The 20,605-nt window shown below is 65.6% G+C and carries 12 protein-coding genes; 9 read left to right on the top strand and 3 right to left on the bottom strand.

The features are described from left to right. Positions 1–24 precede the first annotated feature (24 nt). Positions 25–2,619 carry an ATP-dependent chaperone ClpB gene (gene clpB / locus H5U26_RS08750; RefSeq protein ID WP_366055922.1) on the bottom strand — a complete coding sequence of 865 codons (2,595 nt, stop codon included), beginning with the start codon at positions 2,617–2,619 and terminating at the stop codon, positions 25–27. A gap of 249 nt (positions 2,620–2,868) precedes the next feature. Between clpB and H5U26_RS08755 the strand changes: the two genes are divergently transcribed. Beyond that, entirely contained in the window at positions 2,869–4,971 is a 2,103-nt protein-coding gene (locus H5U26_RS08755; RefSeq protein ID WP_290618726.1) for a PhoX family phosphatase, read from the top strand. A gap of 172 nt (positions 4,972–5,143) precedes the next feature. Continuing rightward, on the top strand, positions 5,144–6,004 hold the full coding sequence (nadC, locus tag H5U26_RS08760) for a carboxylating nicotinate-nucleotide diphosphorylase (protein WP_290618728.1): 861 nt from the start codon (positions 5,144–5,146) through the stop codon (positions 6,002–6,004). A 25-nt stretch (positions 6,005–6,029) separates the two neighbouring features. On the opposite strand, the gene H5U26_RS08765 is transcribed toward nadC, so the two are convergent. Together H5U26_RS08765 and H5U26_RS08770 are read right to left on the bottom strand one after the other, a co-directional pair. Continuing rightward, complete coding sequence (locus H5U26_RS08765) at positions 6,030–7,244, bottom strand: aromatic ring-hydroxylating dioxygenase subunit alpha (RefSeq protein ID WP_290618730.1); 1,215 nt, start codon at positions 7,242–7,244, stop codon at positions 6,030–6,032. A 21-nt stretch (positions 7,245–7,265) separates the two neighbouring features. Next, entirely contained in the window at positions 7,266–7,589 is a 324-nt protein-coding gene (locus H5U26_RS08770) for a hypothetical protein (protein ID WP_290618732.1), read from the bottom strand. A 106-nt stretch (positions 7,590–7,695) separates the two neighbouring features. On the opposite strand from H5U26_RS08770, the gene abc-f reads away from it, so the two are divergent. From abc-f to H5U26_RS08805, 7 genes are all read left to right on the top strand, one after another. Continuing rightward, positions 7,696–9,582, top strand: coding sequence for a ribosomal protection-like ABC-F family protein (gene abc-f, locus H5U26_RS08775; RefSeq protein WP_290618734.1), 1,887 nt, complete (start codon positions 7,696–7,698; stop codon positions 9,580–9,582). A 207-nt stretch (positions 9,583–9,789) separates the two neighbouring features. After that, on the top strand, positions 9,790–11,694 hold the full coding sequence (locus tag H5U26_RS08780; protein ID WP_290618736.1) for a thiamine pyrophosphate-binding protein: 1,905 nt from the start codon (positions 9,790–9,792) through the stop codon (positions 11,692–11,694). Next, on the top strand, positions 11,691–12,497 hold the full coding sequence (locus H5U26_RS08785; protein ID WP_290618738.1) for a citrate/2-methylcitrate synthase: 807 nt from the start codon (positions 11,691–11,693) through the stop codon (positions 12,495–12,497). Before H5U26_RS08780 ends, H5U26_RS08785 begins: the two co-directional genes overlap by 4 nt. Positions 12,498–12,572: 75 nt before the next feature. Continuing rightward, positions 12,573–13,310: a hypothetical protein gene (locus H5U26_RS08790; protein WP_290618740.1), complete on the top strand. Its 738-nt coding sequence runs from the start codon at positions 12,573–12,575 to the stop codon at positions 13,308–13,310. Positions 13,311–13,342: 32 nt separating this feature from the next. After that, positions 13,343–15,472 carry a TonB-dependent receptor gene (locus H5U26_RS08795; protein ID WP_290618742.1) on the top strand — a complete coding sequence of 710 codons (2,130 nt, stop codon included), beginning with the start codon at positions 13,343–13,345 and terminating at the stop codon, positions 15,470–15,472. Between the two features lie 152 nt (positions 15,473–15,624). Next, positions 15,625–16,452, top strand: a complete 828-nt coding sequence (locus H5U26_RS08800) for an ABC transporter substrate binding protein (RefSeq protein WP_290618744.1) — start codon at positions 15,625–15,627, stop codon at positions 16,450–16,452. 27 nt (positions 16,453–16,479) lie between these two features. After that, positions 16,480–20,574, top strand: coding sequence for an EAL domain-containing protein (locus H5U26_RS08805; RefSeq protein ID WP_290618746.1), 4,095 nt, complete (start codon positions 16,480–16,482; stop codon positions 20,572–20,574). Positions 20,575–20,605: the final 31 nt, after the last annotated feature.

The following is a 20,605-nucleotide window of genomic DNA, read 5'->3' on the forward strand; positions in this document are numbered from 1 at the left end:
CGCCAGCTTACCAGCGTGCTGGCGTCAGGCCACCGCCTCGTTCGGCGACTGCTTGTGGAACACCAGGCCATCGCCGGCCACGTCGACCTGGATGCCGTCGCCGTCGGCCAGCTTGCCGCCCAGAAGATCACGCGCGAGCGCGTTTTCCACGTGCTGCTGGATGGCGCGCTTCAGCGGCCGGGCGCCGTACACCGGGTCGAAGCCGACGTTGGCCAGCCAGTCGAGCGCCTGGTCGGTAAAGCTGATCGTCATGTCCCGCTCGGCCAGGCGCGCCCGCAGCGCACCGATCTGGATGTCGACGATCCGGCGCAGTTGCTCGCGGCCGAGCGCGTGGAACACCACCGTCTCGTCGATACGGTTGATGAACTCCGGCCGGAACTGGTGGCGCAGCACGTCCATTACGGCCGCCTTGATGGTGTCGTAAGGCTGGCCGGCCAGCTCCTGGATGCGGTCCGAGCCCAGGTTCGAGGTCATCACCACGATGGTGTTGCGGAAATCCACCGTGCGGCCGTGGCCGTCGGTCAGGCGGCCGTCGTCGAGCACCTGCAGCAGCACGTTGAATACGTCACGGTGCGCCTTCTCGATCTCGTCGAGCAGGATCACGCTGTACGGGCGTCGGCGCACGCGCTCGGTGAGCTGGCCGCCTTCCTCGTAGCCGACATAGCCCGGCGGGGCGCCGATAAGCCGCGCCACCGAGTGCTGCTCCATATACTCGGACATGTCGATGCGCACGATGGCCTGCTCGGTGTCGAACAGGAAGCCGGCCAGCGCCTTGCACAGCTCGGTCTTGCCGACGCCGGTCGGTCCCAGGAACAGGAACGAGCCGATGGGGCGTTCGTGCGCCGTGAGCCCGGCCCGCGAGCGACGGATGGCGTCGGCCACCGCGCGCACCGCCTCATCCTGGCCGACCACGCGCTGGTGCAGCGCGTCCTCGATGTGCAGCAGTTTCTCGCGCTCGGATTCGAGCATCTTGGCCACCGGGATGCCGGTCCAGCGCGAGATGACCTCGGCGATTTCCTGCTCGGTCACTTCGCTGCGCAGCAGCTTGCGCGGGCCCTGTTCGGCGCTGGCGGCATTCTCCAGCTGGCGTTTCAGTTCCGGGATGCGGCCGTACTGGATCTCGGCCGCACGCTCCAGGTTGCCGGCCCGGCGCGCGGTCTCGAATTCCTGATTCAGGCGGTCGAGCTCCTCCTTGATGGACTGCGTGCCACCCACGGCCGCCTTCTCGGCGCGCCAGATTTCCTCCAGGTCCGCGTACTCGCGCGACAGGCGGCCAATTTCCTCGTCGATGGTCGCCAGGCGCTTGCGCGAGGCCTCGTCCGGCTCCTTCTCCAGCGCCAGGCGTTCCATCTTCAGCTGGATCAGGCGCCGGTCAAGGCGGTCCATGGCCTCGGGCTTGGAGTCGATCTCCATGCGGATGCGGCTGGCCGCCTCATCGACCAGGTCGATGGCCTTGTCCGGCAGCTTGCGCCCAGAGATATAACGATGCGACAGCGTGGCCGCGGCGACGATGGCCGGGTCGGTGATCTCCACGCCGTGGTGGACCTCGTAGCGTTCCTTCAGACCGCGCAGGATGGCGATCGTGTCTTCCACCGACGGCTCATCGACCAGCACCTGCTGGAAACGGCGCTCCAGCGCGGCGTCCTTCTCGATGTACTTGCGGTACTCGTCCAGCGTGGTGGCGCCCACGCAGTGCAGCTCGCCGCGCGCCAGGGCGGGCTTGAGCATGTTGCCGGCGTCCATGGAGCCCTCGGCCTTGCCGGCGCCGACCATGGTGTGGATCTCGTCGATGAACAGGATGATCCGGCCTTCCTGCTTGGACAGCTCGTTCAGCACCGCCTTGAGGCGCTCCTCGAACTCGCCGCGGAACTTGGCGCCGGCGATCAGCGCGCCCATGTCCAACGCCAGCACGCGCTTGTCCTTGAGCCCCTCCGGCACCTCGCCGTTGACGATGCGCTGGGCCAGGCCCTCGACGATGGCGGTCTTGCCCACGCCCGGCTCGCCGATCAGCACCGGATTGTTCTTGGTGCGCCGCTGCAGCACCTGGATGGCGCGACGGATTTCCTCGTCGCGGCCGATCACCGGATCGAGCTTGCCCTGACGGGCGCGTTCGGTCAGGTCGATGGTGTATTTGTCGAGTGCGCCGCGGGCCTCCTCGGCGTTCTCGCTGGTGACTTTCTCGCCGCCGCGCACGGCATCGATGGCCTGCTCCAGCGCCGCGCGCCGGGCGCCGGCGTCCTTCAGGATGCGGCCGGTCTCGCCGCTGTCCTCGAGCGCCGCCAGCAGGAACATCTCGCTGGCGATGTACTCGTCGCCGCGCTGCTGGGCGTACTTGTCGGCCAGGTTCAGGGCCCGTATCAACGCCTGTGACGGCTGCACGTCGCCGCCGGTGCCCTCCACCCGCGGCAGACGGTCCAGCGCCTTGCCCAGATCGGCCCGCAAACGGTCCACCGCGACCCCGGCCCGCGCCAGCAGCGAGCCCACGCCGGCGCCGTCCTGCGCCAGCATGGCGCTGAGCAGGTGCAGCGGTTCGATGAATTGATGATCCCGGCCCAGGGCCAGGCTTTGTGCGTCCGCCAGCGCCTTCTGGAACTGGCTGGTGAGTTTGTCCATGCGCATTGTCCGAGTCTCCGTTACGGCGCGGGCAGCGCGCCACTTGTCGTGCAAGGTGGGGCAGCCGGCCGGGGCATTCAAGCGCTGCCGGCGCGTCGCCTGAGCGCAATCAAGCGCCCACGCCTGCAATGTGGCTGAAACATGGGGCGCATAACTTCGCCACCGTCAAAATCAAGGGGGCACGATCGCGCCCCGACTTGGTATCGCCCCGTTCCGGGCCGGATACGGACCGGAAATCCCATGGAGTACCCACGCGTGAGCAGCCAATTGCATCCCGATAGCGCACTTGAACCGTCCGATGAGTGCAGCAATCCGTCCACCAACCCAAGCTTCAACGATGTGCTCGAACAGCGCCAGTTGAGCCGCCGCGGCTTTCTGAAAAGCTCGGCCGCCGCCACCGCCGGCGTGACCGCCGTGACGGTGCTCGGCGGCACAATGGTCGACGCGCTGACCCGTTATGCGCAGGCGGCCCCGGCGCCGCTGGGCGGCATCGGCTTCGCGTCGGTGCCCGCCAACGTGGTGCCGATGACCGACGCGGTCACGGTGCCGGCCGGCTACAGCGCCCGCGTGCTGGTGGCGTGGGGCGATCGTCTGGGCCCGGGCGCGCAATGGAACCCGGCCGACCCGATGGACGAGGCGAACCAGCTGCAGGCCTATGGCGCCCACACCGACGGCATGCATTTCTTCCCGTTCCCGGGCGCCGCCGGCAATGTCCGTGGCCTGCTGGTCAGCAACAGCGAGTATGTCGACCCACCGCTGGTCCACGGCATCACGCCCGCGTCCGCCTACAGCTCGGCCACGATCACGCTGGACATGGTGCGCACGCAGCAGGCGGCGCACGGCGTCAACATCGTAGCCATCGGCAAGGACCTGATCGGCCGCAACCGCGGCGAGTGGAAGCTCATTCACCACTCGCCCTACAACCGCCGCATCACCGGCAACACGCCGTGCGAGGTGCGCGGCCCGGCGGCCGGCCACCCGCTGCTGCGCACGGCCGCCGACGCCAGCGGCAGGCGCGTGCTGGGCACGCTCAACAACTGCGCCAGCGGCCATACGCCCTGGGGCACCTACCTGACCTGCGAGGAGAATTTCAACGGCTACTTCGGCAGCGCGTCCGGTTTCTCGCCAACTGCGCACGAGGCCCGCTATGGCCTGAGCGCCGGCGGCTTCAACTACCGCTGGCACGAGGCTGACGAGCGCTTCGACCTGAACGCGCACCGCAACGAAGCGAACCGCTTCGGCTGGGTGGTGGAGATCGACCCCTGGAATCCGGCCAGCACCCCGGTCAAGCGCACCGCCCTTGGCCGCTTCAAGCACGAGAGCGCCGGCGTGGTGGTCGGCCCCGACAACACCGTGGCCGTCTACATGGGCGACGACGAGCGCAACGAGTACGTCTACAAATTCGTCTGCGCGCGCAAGTACAACCCCAAAAACCGCGCCGCCAACCGCCACCTGCTGGATGAGGGCACGCTGTACGTGGCGCGCTTCAACGCCGACGGCAGCGGCACCTGGCTGCCACTGGTCTGGGGCCAGAACGGCCTGACGCCCGACAACGGCTTTGCCGACCAGGGCGAGGTGCTGATCAAGTGCCGGCAGGCCGCCGACCGCGTCGGCGCGACCATGATGGATCGCCCCGAGTGGGTGGCCGTGCACCCGAGCACGCGCGAGGTCTACCTGACCCTGACCAACAACAGCCGCCGCGGCAACACGCCGGCATCCAGCAACAAGCCGGACGGCACCACCGCCGCCGCCAGCGCCAACCCGCCGGTCGATGCCGCCAATCCGCGCCCGGACAATGACTTCGGTCACATCATCCGCTGGCGCGAGAACATGGGCAGCACGGCGGCCACCGGCTTCGCCTGGGACATCTTCGTCAAATGCGGCGACAAGGAGACCACCAAGAAGCTGGGCGGCAGCTACACGCCGGACGGTCACGACGGCTACCTGGGCAACATCAACGGCGACGACTACGGCGCACCCGACGGCCTGTGGTTCGATCCGAGCGGCCGCCTGTGGATCCAGACCGACCAGGCCGGCGACGGCAAGGGTGACTGGGTCAACATCGGCGGCAACGTGATGATGTGCGCCGACCCGTCCACCGGCGAAACGCGGCGTTTCCTGACCGCGCCCCGCCACTGCGAGGTCACCGGCGTCACCGCCACACCGGACGGTAAGACGCTGTTCGTGGGCATCCAGCATCCGGGCGAGGACTGGAGTATCACCCCGACCGACAATTCCACCTGGCCGGACAGCGGCATCAACGGCCCGACCACGGCCAGCGGCCTGGGCACGGTCTACAAGCCGCGCTCCGGGGTGGTCGCCATCACGCGCGACGACGGCGGCATCGTCGGCACCTGACCGCCCGCGGGTCGAAGCCTCCTGCACCTGCCCGGGGCCAAGGGCGCCCCGGGCAGGCCTTCCATCTGCGCCCGCCGCTGCGTCGACGCCATCGGCGCCCGGCGGCTAGACGCCATGAGCGCACCGGGCCAGCCATAATGCGGCACCCATCCGACCCTGACCGGAAGCGCCCATGCACCCCGATGCCAACACCCTCGCGGCCATTCCCGGCCAGGTCCGCGCCGCGCTGGACGAAGACATCGGCACGGGCGATCTGACCGCTGCCCTGGTCCCCGAAAATGTCGCGGCCAGCGCCCGTGTCGTGTGTCGGGACCAAGCCGTGCTGTGCGGTCAGGCCTGGTTCGACGCGGTGTTTAAGGCGCTCGATCCGCGGGTCGAAATCACCTGGCAGACGCGCGACGGCTACGACCTGAGCGCCGGCCAGACCCTGTGCCAGGTGCGCGGTCCGGCGCGCGCCATCCTCACCGGCGAGCGCTGCGCGCTCAATTTCCTGCAGACGCTGTCGGGCACGGCCACCACCACGCGCGCCTACGTGGCGGCCATCGCCGGCATGCACACCAAGCTGCTCGATACCCGCAAGACCCTGCCCGGCCTGCGCCTGGCGCAGAAATACGCCGTCCACGTGGGCGGCGCACTGAATCACCGCAAGGGGCTTTACGACGCCATCCTGATCAAGGAAAACCACATCGCGCTGGCCGGTTCGATCAGCGCCGCCATCGAGGCCGCCCGTCGCCTCGCGCCGCCCAACACGCCGGTCGAAGTGGAGGTCGAGAACCTCGATCAGCTGCGTTCGGCGCTGGCCGCGGGCGTCAAGCAGATCCTGCTCGACAATTTCCCGCTCGAACTGATGCGCGAGGCGGTCAAGCTCGCCGCCGACAAGGCCACGGTCGAGGCCAGCGGCGGCGTCGGCATCGAGGGCCTGCGCGCCATTGCGGCCACGGGTGTGGATTTCATCTCGGTGGGTGCGCTCACCAAGCACGTGCACGCAGTCGACCTGTCCCTGCGCGTCGACGAGCTGGGCCCGGCGAGCTGAGCGCCGGCCGGGCAAACGGCATGGGTTAGCCGCGCCAGCGGCCGTTGACCATGTCGTCCACCACCTTGTACTGGTGGCGCACGGCCACTTCCTGATCGGACAGGATCACGTGCTCAATGGCGCCCGAGCTCAGGCCCGCCTGCGTGGTCTCCACGGTCGACAGATCCTCGCGCAGCAGGTCGCGCAGGTACAGCTTGGAGAACTCACGGCTGATGCGTTCGCCGGCATTCCTGGGCGGCAGCATGTAGAAGTTGTACTCCCAGGCCGTGCGGTCCACCGCCAGCGGCCAGAAGTGGTAGGTGAAGAACCAGCTGCTGGACACGTCCACAAAGAAATTCGGGAAACACACGTTGATGTCGAACAGCCAGTTCGGGTGGCCCTCCGGGTTTGTGCCCGGCACGCGCTGCGCACCGGCATTGCCTTCGTGCAGCCACAGCGACTGGGCGTACTTGAACGACAGCGCCTCGGCCGGGCTCGGCTGGTAGTCCGGATTGAACGGCACCGAGGCCGACCGGTGCGGGCCATACAGGCGCACCGAGGTCAGGTGCGCATAGGGATCATCTTGGGTGCAGCCGGCCGCGGTCGCGGTCAGCTTGTGCACGAAGCGGCCGTGGTAGGACTCCTGGAAGGCGTCCACGAACACCTTCCAGTTGCAGTTCACGTCGGCCCTGAGCGTGTGCATGCGCTGCATGGTGTGAAACGGAAAGTCCTTGATCTGCTCGCCGAAACCGCCCAGATACTGGGCCAGCGGTGCGGCGGCCGGATTGACGGTGACGAAAATGAAGCCGGCAAAGGTCTCGCAGCGCGCCGGCGGCAGACCCAACTGTGCACGGTCCAGATCGAAGAACACCTCCTCGTCCGGCACGAACACGCACTGCCCGGCCGTGTCGTAGGTCCAGCCGTGAAAGCCGCATGCAAAGCCCTTGGCATTGCCGCGGCCCTGGGCCACTTGGTTGCCGCGGTGGCGGCACACGTTGTGAAAAGCCCGCACCTCGCCGTCATCACCGCGCACCAGGATGATCGAGGCCTTCAGGACGGCGATGTCCTTGACCACGTAATCGCCCGGCTTCTGGATGTCCTCGACGCGCCCCAAGTTCAGCCAGACCTTCCTGAAGATGGCCTCGCGCTCGCGCTCGAAATACTCGGGCGACACCACCGGCGCCACCGGCACGGGTCCGGTGCCAAGATCGGGGCACTGGCGCAGGTATGGATGCAGCGTGTCGACAGCGGGCTGGTTCATGGGAAACCTCCTTGGCTTGAATCAGGCCGGCAGAATATGGAAACGGGCCGCGTCAAAACCCCACGGCACGTCGGGGTCCTTGTAAATCTCGACCGCCGGCGCCACCTCCATGAACATCAGAGCCAGATCGAGCAGCGCCTGATCCCCGGGCGCAAGCGCCGGCAGGGATTGCTGGTTCAAGTGCTGGATAATGGCGTCCATGCGCGGCAGCAGCGTGTTGTAGAACGCCTGCAGGTCGGCCATGGACGAGGTCCGGCGCCTGCGGTTGCGCGCCGCCTCATCGCCGATCGCCCAGCCGGCTGTAATCAGGTGTTCGATATCCGCGAACTGGCTTGGTAATGCCATCGTTTTTTCTCCTCCTTGCACGGTCCCGGGCTATCCGGCCCGTCAAACCCCATGCTGGCGCAGTCCGAAGGCCGGCGCAAGCCCGACCGAATGATCGTTTAAACCCATGCTGATCAACCTGCGCTCAGTGACCGTCCAGTACTCCCGCGAGCCCGTGCTGGAGCGGGCCAACCTGGTGGTGGAAGAAGGCGACCGGCTGTGCCTCATCGGCCGCAACGGCGCCGGCAAGTCCACGCTGCTGAAGGTGCTGGCCGGCGAGTTGAGCCCTGACGCGGGCGAGGTGGAACGCCGCGATGGCCTGCGCGTGGCCCAGTTGCCGCAGGACGTGCCGCGCGACATCAGCGGCTCGATTTATTCGGTGGTCAGCGCCGGCCTTGGCCCGCGCGGGCATTTGCTGGATGAGTACCAAGCGGCGCTCGAAGCCGGCGCCGATCAGGCGCGCCTGGAGGCACTGCAACACGACCTCGAAGCGGCCGGCGCCTGGACGGCGCGGGTGGAAGTGGATGCCCTGCTCACGCGCATGGGCCTGCCGGCCGGCAGCGAATTCACCCGGCTGTCCGGGGGCATGAAGCGGCGCGTGCTGCTGGCCCGCGCGCTGGTCAGCCAGCCCGACCTGCTGCTGCTGGACGAACCCACCAACCACCTCGATCTTGCAGGCGTCACCTGGCTGGAGGAATTCCTGCTCGGCACGCCCCTGACGCTGGTGTTCATCAGCCACGACCGGGCGTTTCTGGACCGCATCTCCACCCGCATCGTGGAAGTCGACCGCGGCGCGCTGCACAACTGGCCGGGTCGCTATGCCGACTACCGGCGGCGCAAGGCTGAGGCGCTGGCGGCCGAGAGCGCCTCCAACAAGGACTTCGACAAAAAACTGGCCCAGGAAGAAGCCTGGCTGCGCCAGGGCGTGAAGGCCCGCGGCACCCGCAACATGGGCCGCGTGCGGGCGCTGGATGATCTGCGCGAACAGGCCGCCAACCGGCGCAAATACCAGCAGCGGGCGCAAATCCGGGCGCAGTTTGGCGAACAGTCCAGCAAGCGCGTGCTCGAGGCGCTGCAGGTCAACGCGCGCATCGCGGACACCACCGTGCTGCGCGACTTTACCTTCAAGCTGCAGCGCGGCCAGGTGCTGGGCATCATCGGCCCCAACGGCTGCGGCAAGACCACGCTGCTGCAAGTCCTGCTCGGCCAGCGCGCGCCCGACAGCGGCACCGTGATCCACGGCGAGAACCTGCAGGTCGCCTACTTCGACCAGAACCGCGAACAGCTGGACCTGGACCGCGACGCCGTCTGGAACGTGGCCGACGGCGCCGAGCGCATCGATTTCGACGGCAGCACACTGCACGTGCTGGGCTATCTGAAGGCGTTTTTGTTCACGCCCGACCGGGCCCGCACGGCCGTCAGGCTGCTGTCCGGCGGCGAGCGCAACCGCCTGCTGCTGGCGCGCCTGTTCGCCAAACCATCCAACGTGCTGGTGCTGGACGAACCGACCAACGATCTCGACGTCGAGACCCTGGAACTGCTAGAGAACCTGATCCTGGACTACCCCGGCACCGTGCTGCTGGTATCCCACGACCGCGCCTTTCTGAACGAAGTGGTCGACGGCCTTCTGGTGCACGAGGGCGAGCGTGGCTTTCGCCACTACGTCGGCGACTACGACGACTGGCTGCGCCAGCGACACGTCGAAGCCGTACCCGCCCGCAAGACGGCCAGCACCCCTGCCCCACCGCGCGCCAAACCCGCCACACCCGGCCTCACCCCGGTCGAACAGCGGGAACTGAAACGCCTGCCGCAGGACATCGAAAAACTCGAAGCCCGCATCGCCGCGGCGCATCAGCGCATGGCCGCAGCAGACTTCTACCAGCAGCCGGTCGACGCCCAGCGCCAGGCCCAGCAGGCTCTTCTGGATATTGAGACAGCACTTCAACTCACCTATGCCCGCTGGGAAGAACTGGAATCGCGCCAATGCGCGCCATCAACCCCCAGCCTTGAGTGAGCCCGCGCCGCTGCAAGACGCCCAGACATCGAAAACACCGCTCGACGCCGACTGGCAACGTTCGGCCTACCCCGTGCCGTCTCACAGCAAGAAGCGCTCTGATCAACAAAAAAATCAGCAATCGACGGTAACTGTAAGACCTTATTAGTAAGTTTTAATGTAAGGTGTCTCAACGCCGTTGAGCGGCTGCCTATTTGGGAGGCCTAGATGAGTCTGAACGATCGGACAGGATTGACGACGACCGGCGATACTCTTCCGGCCGAGACCCCCTTCGAAGGGGGCGACCTGATCGTCCACTACCTGCAGCAGATCGGCGTCGAATACATATTCGGCGTACCGGGCGGCGCCATCGAACCGCTGGTCAACGCCATCGCGCGCGGCATGCGCCGCGGCGGCCCCAAGCTCGTCGTTGCCCGCCACGAATCGGGTGCCGCCTTCATGGCCGACGGCTATGCCCGGGAAACCGGCAAGCTCGGTGTGTGTTTTGCCACCACCGGGCCGGGGGCGACCAATATGATTACCGGGGTGGCGGGCGCTTATCACAATCGCAACCCGGTTCTCGCAATCACCGCTCAGACCCGACTGGAAACCTTCGGCCGCGGCGCCATGCAGGAGTGTAGCGACACAACAGTCAACACGGTGGGCATGTTCCAACACTGCACGCGTTACAACTCGTTGGTGTCGCATCCAAAACAGTTTGAACCGAAGCTTATCGCCGCAATCCTGAATGCCTTCCGCGAACCGCACGGGCCAAGCCATCTCGGCATACCACTCGACATTATGCGTACATCGATCGAGGTTGATCCAGCTGTCGATCTCATGATGATTCTGCGCACCCGCCATGGCATCGACGAGGCGGCCACAGCCGAGCTCGCGCGACAAATCCAACTGGCACGCAAGCCGGTATTTCTTATAGGCGAGGGCGTCAAGGATGGCGCGAGCAGAGTACTGGCTCTGGCGTTGGCGCTTGATGCACCGGTAATTGTTACTCCGCATGCAAAGGGCTTTGTAAGCTCCTTTCATCCATGCTTCAAAGGCGTCTACGGCCTTTCTGGGCATGACAGCGCCGAAAAGGTGTTAGCCGACCCCTTGGTCGATTGCGTAATTGCAGTTGGCTGCAGCTTGGGCGAGTGGGCAACTGCCGGCTGGGACCGACACACCCTCCTTAATCAACGCCTGATTCATGTCGATGCCAACGCGGAAAATTTTGTGAATTCCGCGATGGGGCGATTACATGTCTTGGGAGCGCCGGGAGAAGTCTTCGAGCGCGTCGGAGCCATCATCCAGAGTGGCGTTAAACCCAGCTCTATCGCCACACCTGTGCCCCGCGCCTCAGTCAAGAGTAGCCTTCGCATAGTTTCTGACCGCGCTGAGCGACCACTGCCGAATTGCGCGCTCGACGAACCGACGGAATGGGTTTCCAATGCCACGCCGCTGAAACCGCAGCGACTGATGCGCGACCTGCCCTATCTGCTGCCTCCGGGAACCCGATTTATCGCCGATGGGACAGCGGCGAAAGGTTGGGCAATTCACTACCTGCATATTCCAGACCGGCGCTTTGGCGAGCGCCGTTTACCGGCGACCATGCTTTCGGATAAACAAGCGGACTCCTCCTCCGCCACACCACGTCTGCAAGACCGCCGACAGGAATCTGCGGGGCTGTTTCGCACATCCATGGAGTTCAGCTGTATGGGCTGGGCAATCGGACACGCAGTGGGCGCGGCGTTCGCCCGTCCCGATCTGCCGGTCGCCTGCCTGACTGGAGACGGCAGCATATTAATGAATGGCCAGGAAATTACGGTTGCGGCCGAGAATCGGCTGCCAGTTTTTTTTATCGTGCTCAACGATTCGGCGCTTGGGACCATCCGACATGGACAAATGCTCGGCGGCGCTGAGCAGATAGGTTGGAAACTGCCGGAAATTGATTTTGCGTTGATGGCCAAGGCCATGGGTATCAAGGGCTTTGTCGTCCACACCGTCGAGGATCTCCAAGGCATTGACTGGGAAGGCCTGTGGAAAGCGCGGTCACCCGCTCTCGTTGACGTGCGGATCGACCGCAATGCAGTGCCACCCATCAAGCAGCGCATGAAATCTCTAGGTGTCGGCCATTGAGCAAGAGCAAGGAATTCATCCATTCACGTATCTGGAAGGAGAGCCCCGCCGCTGACAACCCATTTGCCGCCGAGGCTTGCTATTGCCGCGGCTACGACGTTTACGGCGAAGTTCTAAAGAAGGCGAGTTTCGTCGAGTACCTGTACCTGCTTTTCGTCGGCGAGCGCCCAACGCCGACACAGGCGGAGCTCCTTGAGCGACTGGCCATCGCGCTAGCCAATCCGGGCCCCAGGGAAGCAAGCGTGCATGCCGCCATGTGCGCCGGCGTAGGCGGCTCACCCGCCGCCGCGGCACTGATGGCGGCGCTTGGGGTGGGTGCCGGCAACCTTGGCGGCGGGCACGAGGTGCGGGTCGCGATGGAAGCCTGGGAGCGGCTGGGCTGCGATCTGGCAGCCTGGCAGGCGTTCCTGGCAAATCCGCCGCAAGCCGAGCGCGCCGACATCTGGACACCAATGGAACACGCACCCGGCTTCGATCCGCATGGCGTGCGCTGCGCCACGCCTGTTCTTCAGACTCTGGAGGCGCTGCGTGCGATCGGCGCCGGCCCGCATCTGCCCTGGCTCGCCATGCACCGCGAGGCACTCGAAGCCGCGGCCGGGGCACCACTTGCACTGTCGGGTGTGGCCGCCGCCGCCTGCCGGGATCTCGGCCTCGGTGCCGAGCAGGGCGAGATGCTGTACCTGCTGCTGCGCCTGCCGGGCGCAGCGGTGCATGCGCTGGAACAGAAGGAATACGGCTTTCGGCGCTTTCCGTTTTTCCACGGCGCGGTCAAGTATGTGGGCCCGGTTGCCGATAACGGTTGAATTTGTGGCGGGGCGGACATGAGTAATCAAATACTGTTTGAATACGAGGACCATTGGCCGACGGAACTGGGCGCCGTGTCGGTGGCGGACGGCACGGTCACCTTCCGCGGTCACGACCTGCTCAATGCCCTGGAAGACCTGAGCTGGATGGACCTGCTCATGTACGGCATCACTGGGCGACGCTTCAGCCCGGCCCAGCTCGAACTGTTCCAGGGCCTGTGGAAGATCTCGGCGAGTTATCCCGAGCCACGCATCTGGAACAACCGCGTCGCGGCCCTGGGCGGTAGCGCGCGCAGTACGCCGGGCCTGTCGCTGGGTGCGGCCATCGCCGTCACGGATGCCACCATCTACGGCCAGCGACCGATGATCGGCGTGTTCGATTTTCTGCGACGGGCGCGGGCAGCACGCGACAACGGCGAACCGCTGGAAGATTTCGTCGCCCACGAATTGAAGACTTACCGCGGCATTCCGGGATACGGCAGGCCCTTGCGCAGCGAGGATGAGCGGATTGCGCCGGCCGAACGCCTGGCGCGCCGCCTCGGGCTGTGGGGCGGGATACACAGCCTTTTGGCATTCGAGGTGGCAGATATTCTCAAAAATCATCGAATGGGGATGAATGTGGCTGCCATCGCAGGCGGACTGTGCGCAGACCAGGGACTGTCACCGCCAGAGTATTACCGGCTGACGCTACTTGCATTCACGGCGGGCCTGATTCATTGCGAATTCGACGCTACCCGTCATTCCGAAAGCGTCCTGTTTCCACTACGCTGTGACCGCTTGCAGTACCGCGGCCCGCAGCGTCGGGCCTGGTAAAGCGCAGCACAGCCACCGAGGGTGAGAGCGATATGGTGGGCATCGAAACACCGCGAATGTTGTGCTCATGTGGACTTGCACGGGCTGTGCTATCGGCGGCGCTCCTCGCAGGACCGCCGCTCGCCAGCGGGCAAACAGCCGACGAAGCGGCGCTGGCCGAGTTCTATGGCAGTCCCGAAATGGTCAGCATCGCCACCGGCACCGTACAACCATTGCGCGAGAGCCCTGCCATTGCCAGCGTGATCACGGCCTCAGACATCGCCGCCATTGGCGCTACCGAACTCAACGAAGTACTGGAAACTGTCCCAGGTCTACACGTCGGTGTATCCGGTGTCGGTTACAAGCCCATCTTTTCGATTCGTGGCATCCACACCCAGACCAATCCTCAGGTACTGGTGTTGATCAACGGACTACCGATAAAGAATGTTTTCGACGGTTCGCTCGGTGCCTCGTGGGGTCGCATGCCCGTGACCGGTATTGCGCGGATCGAAGTCATACGCGGACCCGGATCGGCGCTTTACGGAGCGGATGCGTTTTCCGGAGTCGTCAACATCATCACGAAGTCCAGCGTGGACGTGCAGGGACTGGAGTTGGGTGCCCGCGGCGGCTCTTTCGATCGCAACGACCAATATCTGCAATGGGGTGGCGATGTTGGCAAGTTCGACGCCTACTTTTATCTGGAACGCCACCACAGCGACGGTCCCCAGCGGCGCATTGGCGCCGATGCCCAGACAACGCTCGATGCGCTGTTCGGCAGCGCCGCCTCGCTTGCGCCTGGACCGGCAGAGTTGGACCGGGATAACGTGGAAGCGCGGGCGGACATCAGCCGCGGTTACTGGCGCCTGCGCGGTGGTTTCCAGGAAATCAACGATGGCGGCATTGGCGCCGGGGTGGCGCAGGCGCTGGATAGTGTCGGCCGCGGCGATGGCCGGCGGCTGAGTGCCGATCTGAGCTACGACAATCCCCGCTTCGGTAACAACCTTGGCCTGACGGGCACCCTGAGTTACTACAACGTGGAGAACCTGGCCCGGCTGCGGCTGTTTCCGCCCGGTGCCTTCGGCGGCATGTTTCCCGACGGCGTACTCGGCAACCCGGATGTTTACGAGCGCCATTATCGCGGCGAGCTGAGCGCGCTTTACACGGGAATCGCCCGGCATCGCCTGCGCCTGGGGGGTGGTTACCGCAAGGAAGACCTGTACCGGGTGGAAGAAAGCCGCAACTACACGCTCGTGGATCTGGGGGCACCGTTCGGCACGGTGCCTTTTCCGCTGGGGGGCCTGGTCGATGTGACGGACCTCGCGGCCTTCGTTCGTGAGGAAAACCGCACGGTCGGGTATGCCTTTGCCCAGGACGAATGGAACTTCCGGCGTGACTGGACGCTGACCACCGGTGTGCGGGTAGACGATTATTCCGACTTCGGTGCCACCGTGAACCCGCGTCTGGCGCTGGTCTGGCAGACTAGCTACAGCCTGACCACCAAGCTGCTCTACGGTCGGGCTTTTCGCGCGCCGTCGTTTGGAGAACTCTACAACGTCAACAATCCAGCCAATCTGGGGAATTCCTCGCTGGATCCCGAAACCATCAACACCTGGGAATTTGGCCTCGACTGGGACGCCGGTCGCGGTCTGCGCGCCGCGGTCAATATCTTCTATTACAAGATGGACGACATCATCCGCTTCGCTGCGGCTGGGGGAGGCGCCAGCTTCACCGCGCAGAACACCGGCCGCCAGACCGGCTACGGCCTGGAGACAGAACTCGCCTGGCAGGCCGCGCGGCGCCTGCGCCTGTCCGGCAATTACGCATACCAGAAATCCACCGACGAGGCCACCGACACCGACGTGGGATTCGCGCCTACGCACCTTGCCTATCTGCGCGCCGACTGGATGTTCACCCAGCAGTGGAGTGTGTCCGGCCAGACGACCGGCGTGTTCGACCGCAAGCGCCCACCGGGCGATACCCGGACCAAGATCGACGACTATGTGACCTTCGACCTGACCCTGCGCGGGCAGCGTCTGTTCGGCGACGACTGGGGTATGAGATTATCTGCACGTAATTTGTTCGATGCCGATGTGCGCGAGCCGAGCGCCTCCTCGCTCATCCCGAACGATCTGCCGATGGCCGGACGCAACGTGTTTGTGGAACTCAGCAAGGCATTTCACTGATCGGCCCGGTCTTCTTTGACCCTGAAACCAGGCATCCCATGCCAGCGCCTTGCCGCGACACACACTACAAGCCCCTGTTCCTCAGGCTGGCTGTTCCTTTATTTTTTTTTGGAGTTTTCTCAAGCCTGGCCTGCGATGCGGCGGCGGCAGACGTGCTGGCCGTGGTGCCGGATGTACGCGAGCCCTATCGATCAGTGCTGTATCAGATGGTGGACGGCATCCGCAAGACGGCCAGCGTTCGCCTGCTGGAGATCCCCGGTGCGCAAGGCAGCCCACCAGCGCAAGCACTTTCCGTGGCCGACGAGCGCGTCCTGATTGCACTGGGCAGCACCGCCCTGGACGCGACCAGCTCGCTGTCGACGCAGATCCCCATCGTGGTCGGGGCCGTTGTGGCGCCTGCCGGCCAGCCACCGCTGCCCGGCATCAGCCTGGAGTCCGACCCTGGCGCCCTGTTCGAGCAATTACTGCGCCTCAGACCCGGCATCCGCACCGTGCACTGGCTGTACCGCCCTGCCCGCAGCGGCTGGTTGCTGGAACGCGCGCAAGCCGCGGCCCGCAAGCTCAAACTGGAGCTGGCCGCGGTGGCCACCGACGACGCGCGAGCCGCGGCGCAGGGATATCAAGAAATCCTGAACAGCGCCGATAGCGCTACCGAAGCACTGTGGCTGAGCCAGGATCCGGCACTGGTAAACGACGACTCGACGTTGCCGGACATTCTCAACCGGGCATGGGCAAACAACATTGTCGTTTTCTCCGGTTCGGTCCAGCATGTGGCGCACGGCGTTTTGTTTGCGCTGTTTCCGGACAACGAAGCGATGGGGGCTGACTTGGCACGACTCGCACTTGCACACGCCAGTGGCAAAACGGTGCGGTTCGAGCCAAACCGCGGCCTGCGCCGGGCCATCAACCGGCGCACGGCGGAGCATCTTGGAATTCGTCTGGCGGTCGATGACTATGACCTTGTGCTCCCGGCCCGCTGATCGCGAACCTCCCTCACTACCGTTGCCATGAACCGTACCAATTTCATCGCCAGGCGCGTTGCCCAGCTGCGCAGCGACACCCTGATGATGCTGGTGTGCATCGTCGGAATCACGCTGCTGTCATTGACTGCGGCAACCGGTATTTCAGTGCTGTCGGTCAACAAGGCACGCGACGACCTGCTCAATCAGGGCCGGCTGCTGACGGAGCGCTACGCGGCGCAGGCCACGCTGGCACTGCTCTATGGCTCCCCGGACAACGCCAAGGCAGCCACCGACAACCTGCTGCGGTTTCCAAACGTGGTCGGCGTGGCGGTGTTCAATGCCGACGGCTCGATCCTGCTGCGGCATGGCGCGGTCGGCGCCCGGCAGGCGCCGGCAATCGACTCCTGGCGCGCCGACGAGAGCACGCGCGTGCTCGACGACAACGATTCCTACTGGCTGTTTGGGGCGCCGGTATTCGTCGGCAATGCCAGCCAGGATCTGACCGTTTTCGGCGAAACGGTCCCGCCGCCGCAATACCAGGGGCAGGTTGCGATTGCCATCAGCAAGGCGGCCCTGCGGGACGTCACCCGCGACATCGTGGTGTCCACCGCGACGATGACCGTGCTCACCGCCGCCGTACTGATGCCGCTGCTGCTGCTGATCCTGCGCCGCATATCGAACCCCATCCAGGCACTGGCCCGGGTCATGGCGCGCACCGAAGCGGGCGAGATATCGGCCCGCGCCGAGTTGTCCGGACCGGCCGACGTGCAGCAGATGGAGCACGCCTTCAACAGCATGATGGACCGGCTGCAGGACCGCGAGCAGGAACTGCGCAGCGCGCGCGACGCCGCCCTGAGCGCCGCGCGTGTGAAAGCGCAGTTCACCGCCAACGTGAGCCACGAGATCCGCACTCCGCTCAATGGCCTGCTTGGCATGCTGCAGTTGCTGCGGGAGTCGCCGCTGACGGACAAGCAGTTGGAACGGCTGACCATCGCCGAGGCCTCCGGCAATACCCTGCTCGCGCTGATCAACGACATCCTGGATTTTTCGCGGCTGGAATCCGGGCGTGTGGAAATCGAGCACATACCGTTCGATTTGCATGCCAAGGTGCGCGAAATTTCCACCCTGTTCGAGCTGCAGACACGCAACAAGGGCATCGCCCTGCAGGTCGATATCGGCGCCGACGTTCCGTCGGGCGTGGTCGGGGATCCGATTCGATTCGGTCAGGTACTGACCAATCTGATCGGCAACGCGATCAAATTCACCCCGGCCGGCGAAGTCAGGGTCCAGATCGACACCGTCGAGCGTGGCGATGCGGACACCCGGCTGATGTTCCGGGTCACCGATACCGGCATCGGCATCGCCAGCGAGGATCTGGAACGCATCTTCCAGTCCTTCACCCAGGCCGACAGTTCGACCACGCGGCAGTTCGGCGGCTCTGGCCTTGGCCTGACCATCACCCGCCAGCTGGTCGAACAGATGGGTGGCCAGATCGGCGTCGACAGCACGCCCGGTGTTGGCAGCAGCTTCTGGTTCTCGCTGCCGTTCGATGTGGCGCCCCAGATCGCCGAGCCAGCGGCGCCGGCGTTCCATGCCCCGCCGCGGCCGCTTGCAAACAACTCGCGCGTATTGGTGGCCGAGGACAACGCGACCAACCAGCTGGTCGCCAAGGGGCTGCTGGAAGCCTGTGGCTGCACGGTCGAGGTGGTCGGCGACGGCCAGGCCGCCGTGGACGAATGGGCGACCGGCGCGTACGCGATCATCTTCATGGACTGCAACATGCCGGGCGTCGACGGTCTTGAAGCCACGCGCCGCATCCGCGCCGGTGAACCGGCCGGGCAGCGGGTGCCGATCATTGCCATGACTGCCAATCTGGAGGCCGCGCTGCAGGAGCAGTGCCATGCCGCCGGCATGGATGACGCCCTGCCCAAACCGATGCAGCTTGCCGGCGTGCAGCAAATACTGGAGAAGTGGACCTCCACCCGCGCGATTGCACGGCCGCCCGAGCCTGCTGCCGCCCTCGGTGAGGCCCCAACCACCACAGCCGTCCTGAACACCGCCCTGCTGTCCGAACTGCACGATGCCATCGGCGACGCCCTGCCGACCGTCATTCGCACGTTCATCACGGATTCGGCGCGCTATTTCGTGGATTTGCGCGACGCCATCGGCCAACGCGACACGGTGCGTATTCGCGATCTGGCGCATACGCTGAAGGGCAGCGCCAGCAACCTGGGCGCCGAAATGCTGGCCGATCTGGCCCAGCGCGTGGAACGCATGGCCAGTGGCAGCAACCCGGACATCGCCGGTCTGGAGCGCCTCAGCGACGACTTCGACCGCCAGCACACGGCGGCGCGGGAAGCCCTCGCGCATTGGTCCTCCGGTCAGCTTGGCAGTAAACCGACCGAAATCGCGCAGTCGAATTTCACGATACTGCTGGTGGAAGATGACCACAGCACGCGCCTGGCACTGCGCGGCATTCTGAGCCTCGAAGGCTACCGCGTGATCGAGGCCGGCGACGGCGAGGAGGCCATGCAGCTGTACCCGCGGGTGCGCCCCGACCTGGTGCTGCTGGATGCCCGCCTGCCCCGTCAGGACGGCTTCACGACCTGCCGGCAAATGCTTGCCCTGCCGCAGGCGCACCGCACGCCGGTGCTGATGATCACCAGCCTTGCCGATGAGATTTCGGTGGAGCGAGCGTTTCGAGCCGGTGCCGCCGACTACATCACCAAGCCGATCAATTTCGGCGTGCTGCGACGGCGCGTCACACGGCTGCTTCAGGCCGGTGCATCGGAGCGAAACGCCCACCGTCTCGCCTATCACGACGTGCTGACGGGGCTACCGAATCGGGCCGGCTTCCGGGAACGGTTGCGTGAGCGACTGGAGCGTTCAGACGCCAGTACCAAGCTCGCCGTGGTCGCCCTCGACCTGGACCGCTTCAAGGTTTTGAACGAGAGCCTCGGCCACGACGTGGCCGACGAGGTGCTGGTGCAACTGGCCGACCGTATCCGGCGCCAGCTGCGGGCGGATGATTTGCTGGCACGGGTTGGCAGTGACGAGTTCGGCCTGGCGTTCGAAATCGAGGGCCCGGACACAGCCGTCGCCGTAGCCAACAAGATTCTGGGCAGCGTCGGCCTGCCGCTGCATGTCGCTGACCAGGAACTTGTGCTCGGCGCCAGCATCGGCATTGCGCTGTACCCGACCGACGACAGCGGCCTGGACGGACTGATTCGGCACGCCGAAACGGCCCTGAATCAGGCCAAGTCAGCCGGCGGCGGGCGGCACCATTTCTGGCAGACCCACATGAGCGTCGCCGTGCGGCGGCGCCTGGACATGGAAACCGACCTGCGCAAGGCCCTGGAACGGTCCGAACTGATGCTGTTCTACCAGCCGCAGATGAACCTGGGCAGCGGCATGGTCACCGGCGTCGAGGCCCTGATCCGCTGGCAGCATCCGCAACGCGGCCTGGTCTCGCCGGCGGACTTCATCCCGCTGGCCGAGGACACCGGCCTGATCGGTCCGATCGGCGAATGGGTGCTGCGCGAGGCCTGCCGGCAGAACCGCCTGTGGCAACAGCACGGCCTGCCGCCGCTGCGGATGGCCGTGAACGTGTCCGGACACCAGCTTGCAGCACCGGAATTCGTCGACACCGTAGCCCGCGCGCTGCAGGAAACCGACCACGCGCCGCAGCGCCTGGAGCTCGAAATCACCGAAACCACCCTGATGCGCGATCTGGACGCCTCGGCGAAGGTTCTGAGCCGCCTGCGCAGCCTCGGGGTGCGCCTGTCGATCGACGATTTCGGCACCGGTTATTCGTCACTGGGCTACCTGAAACACCTGCCCGTGCAGACGGTCAAGATCGACCGCTCATTCGTCGCCGAGTTGCCGGAGAACACCCACGACGCGGCCATCACCAACGGCATCATCGACATGGGTCACAACCTGGGCCTGGAGATCGTCGGCGAAGGCGTCGAGACCGCCGCCCAGCTGCGCTACCTGCGCGAACGCGGCTGCGACGTGATCCAGGGCTACCTGCTGCACGCCCCGACCACGCCCGGCAGCATCGAAACCTGGCTGAAGAACAATCAGCGCCCGAACGTCGCCGGGCTCGGCATCGTAAAAGGGCCGCGCGGACGCCGCTGATTTGTGATGCCCGCGCCGGCGGATCAACACC

This window comes from Immundisolibacter sp. (assembly GCF_014359565.1).
Taxonomy (GTDB): domain Bacteria; phylum Pseudomonadota; class Gammaproteobacteria; order Immundisolibacterales; family Immundisolibacteraceae; genus Immundisolibacter.

Excerpts from the sequence above, each read along its gene's own strand:
- abc-f (WP_290618734.1), top strand. The coding sequence starts at position 7,696 with ATGCTGATCAACCTGCGCTCAGTGACCGTCCAGTACTCCCGCGAGCCC.
- H5U26_RS08770 (WP_290618732.1), bottom strand. The coding sequence starts at position 7,589 with ATGGCATTACCAAGCCAGTTCGCGGATATCGAACACCTGATTACAGCC.
- H5U26_RS08795 (WP_290618742.1), top strand. The coding sequence starts at position 13,343 with ATGGTGGGCATCGAAACACCGCGAATGTTGTGCTCATGTGGACTTGCA.
- H5U26_RS08805 (WP_290618746.1), top strand. The coding sequence starts at position 16,480 with ATGAACCGTACCAATTTCATCGCCAGGCGCGTTGCCCAGCTGCGCAGC.
- H5U26_RS08780 (WP_290618736.1), top strand. The coding sequence starts at position 9,790 with ATGAGTCTGAACGATCGGACAGGATTGACGACGACCGGCGATACTCTT.
- clpB (WP_366055922.1), bottom strand. The coding sequence starts at position 2,619 with ATGCGCATGGACAAACTCACCAGCCAGTTCCAGAAGGCGCTGGCGGAC.
- H5U26_RS08765 (WP_290618730.1), bottom strand. The coding sequence starts at position 7,244 with ATGAACCAGCCCGCTGTCGACACGCTGCATCCATACCTGCGCCAGTGC.
- nadC (WP_290618728.1), top strand. The coding sequence starts at position 5,144 with ATGCACCCCGATGCCAACACCCTCGCGGCCATTCCCGGCCAGGTCCGC.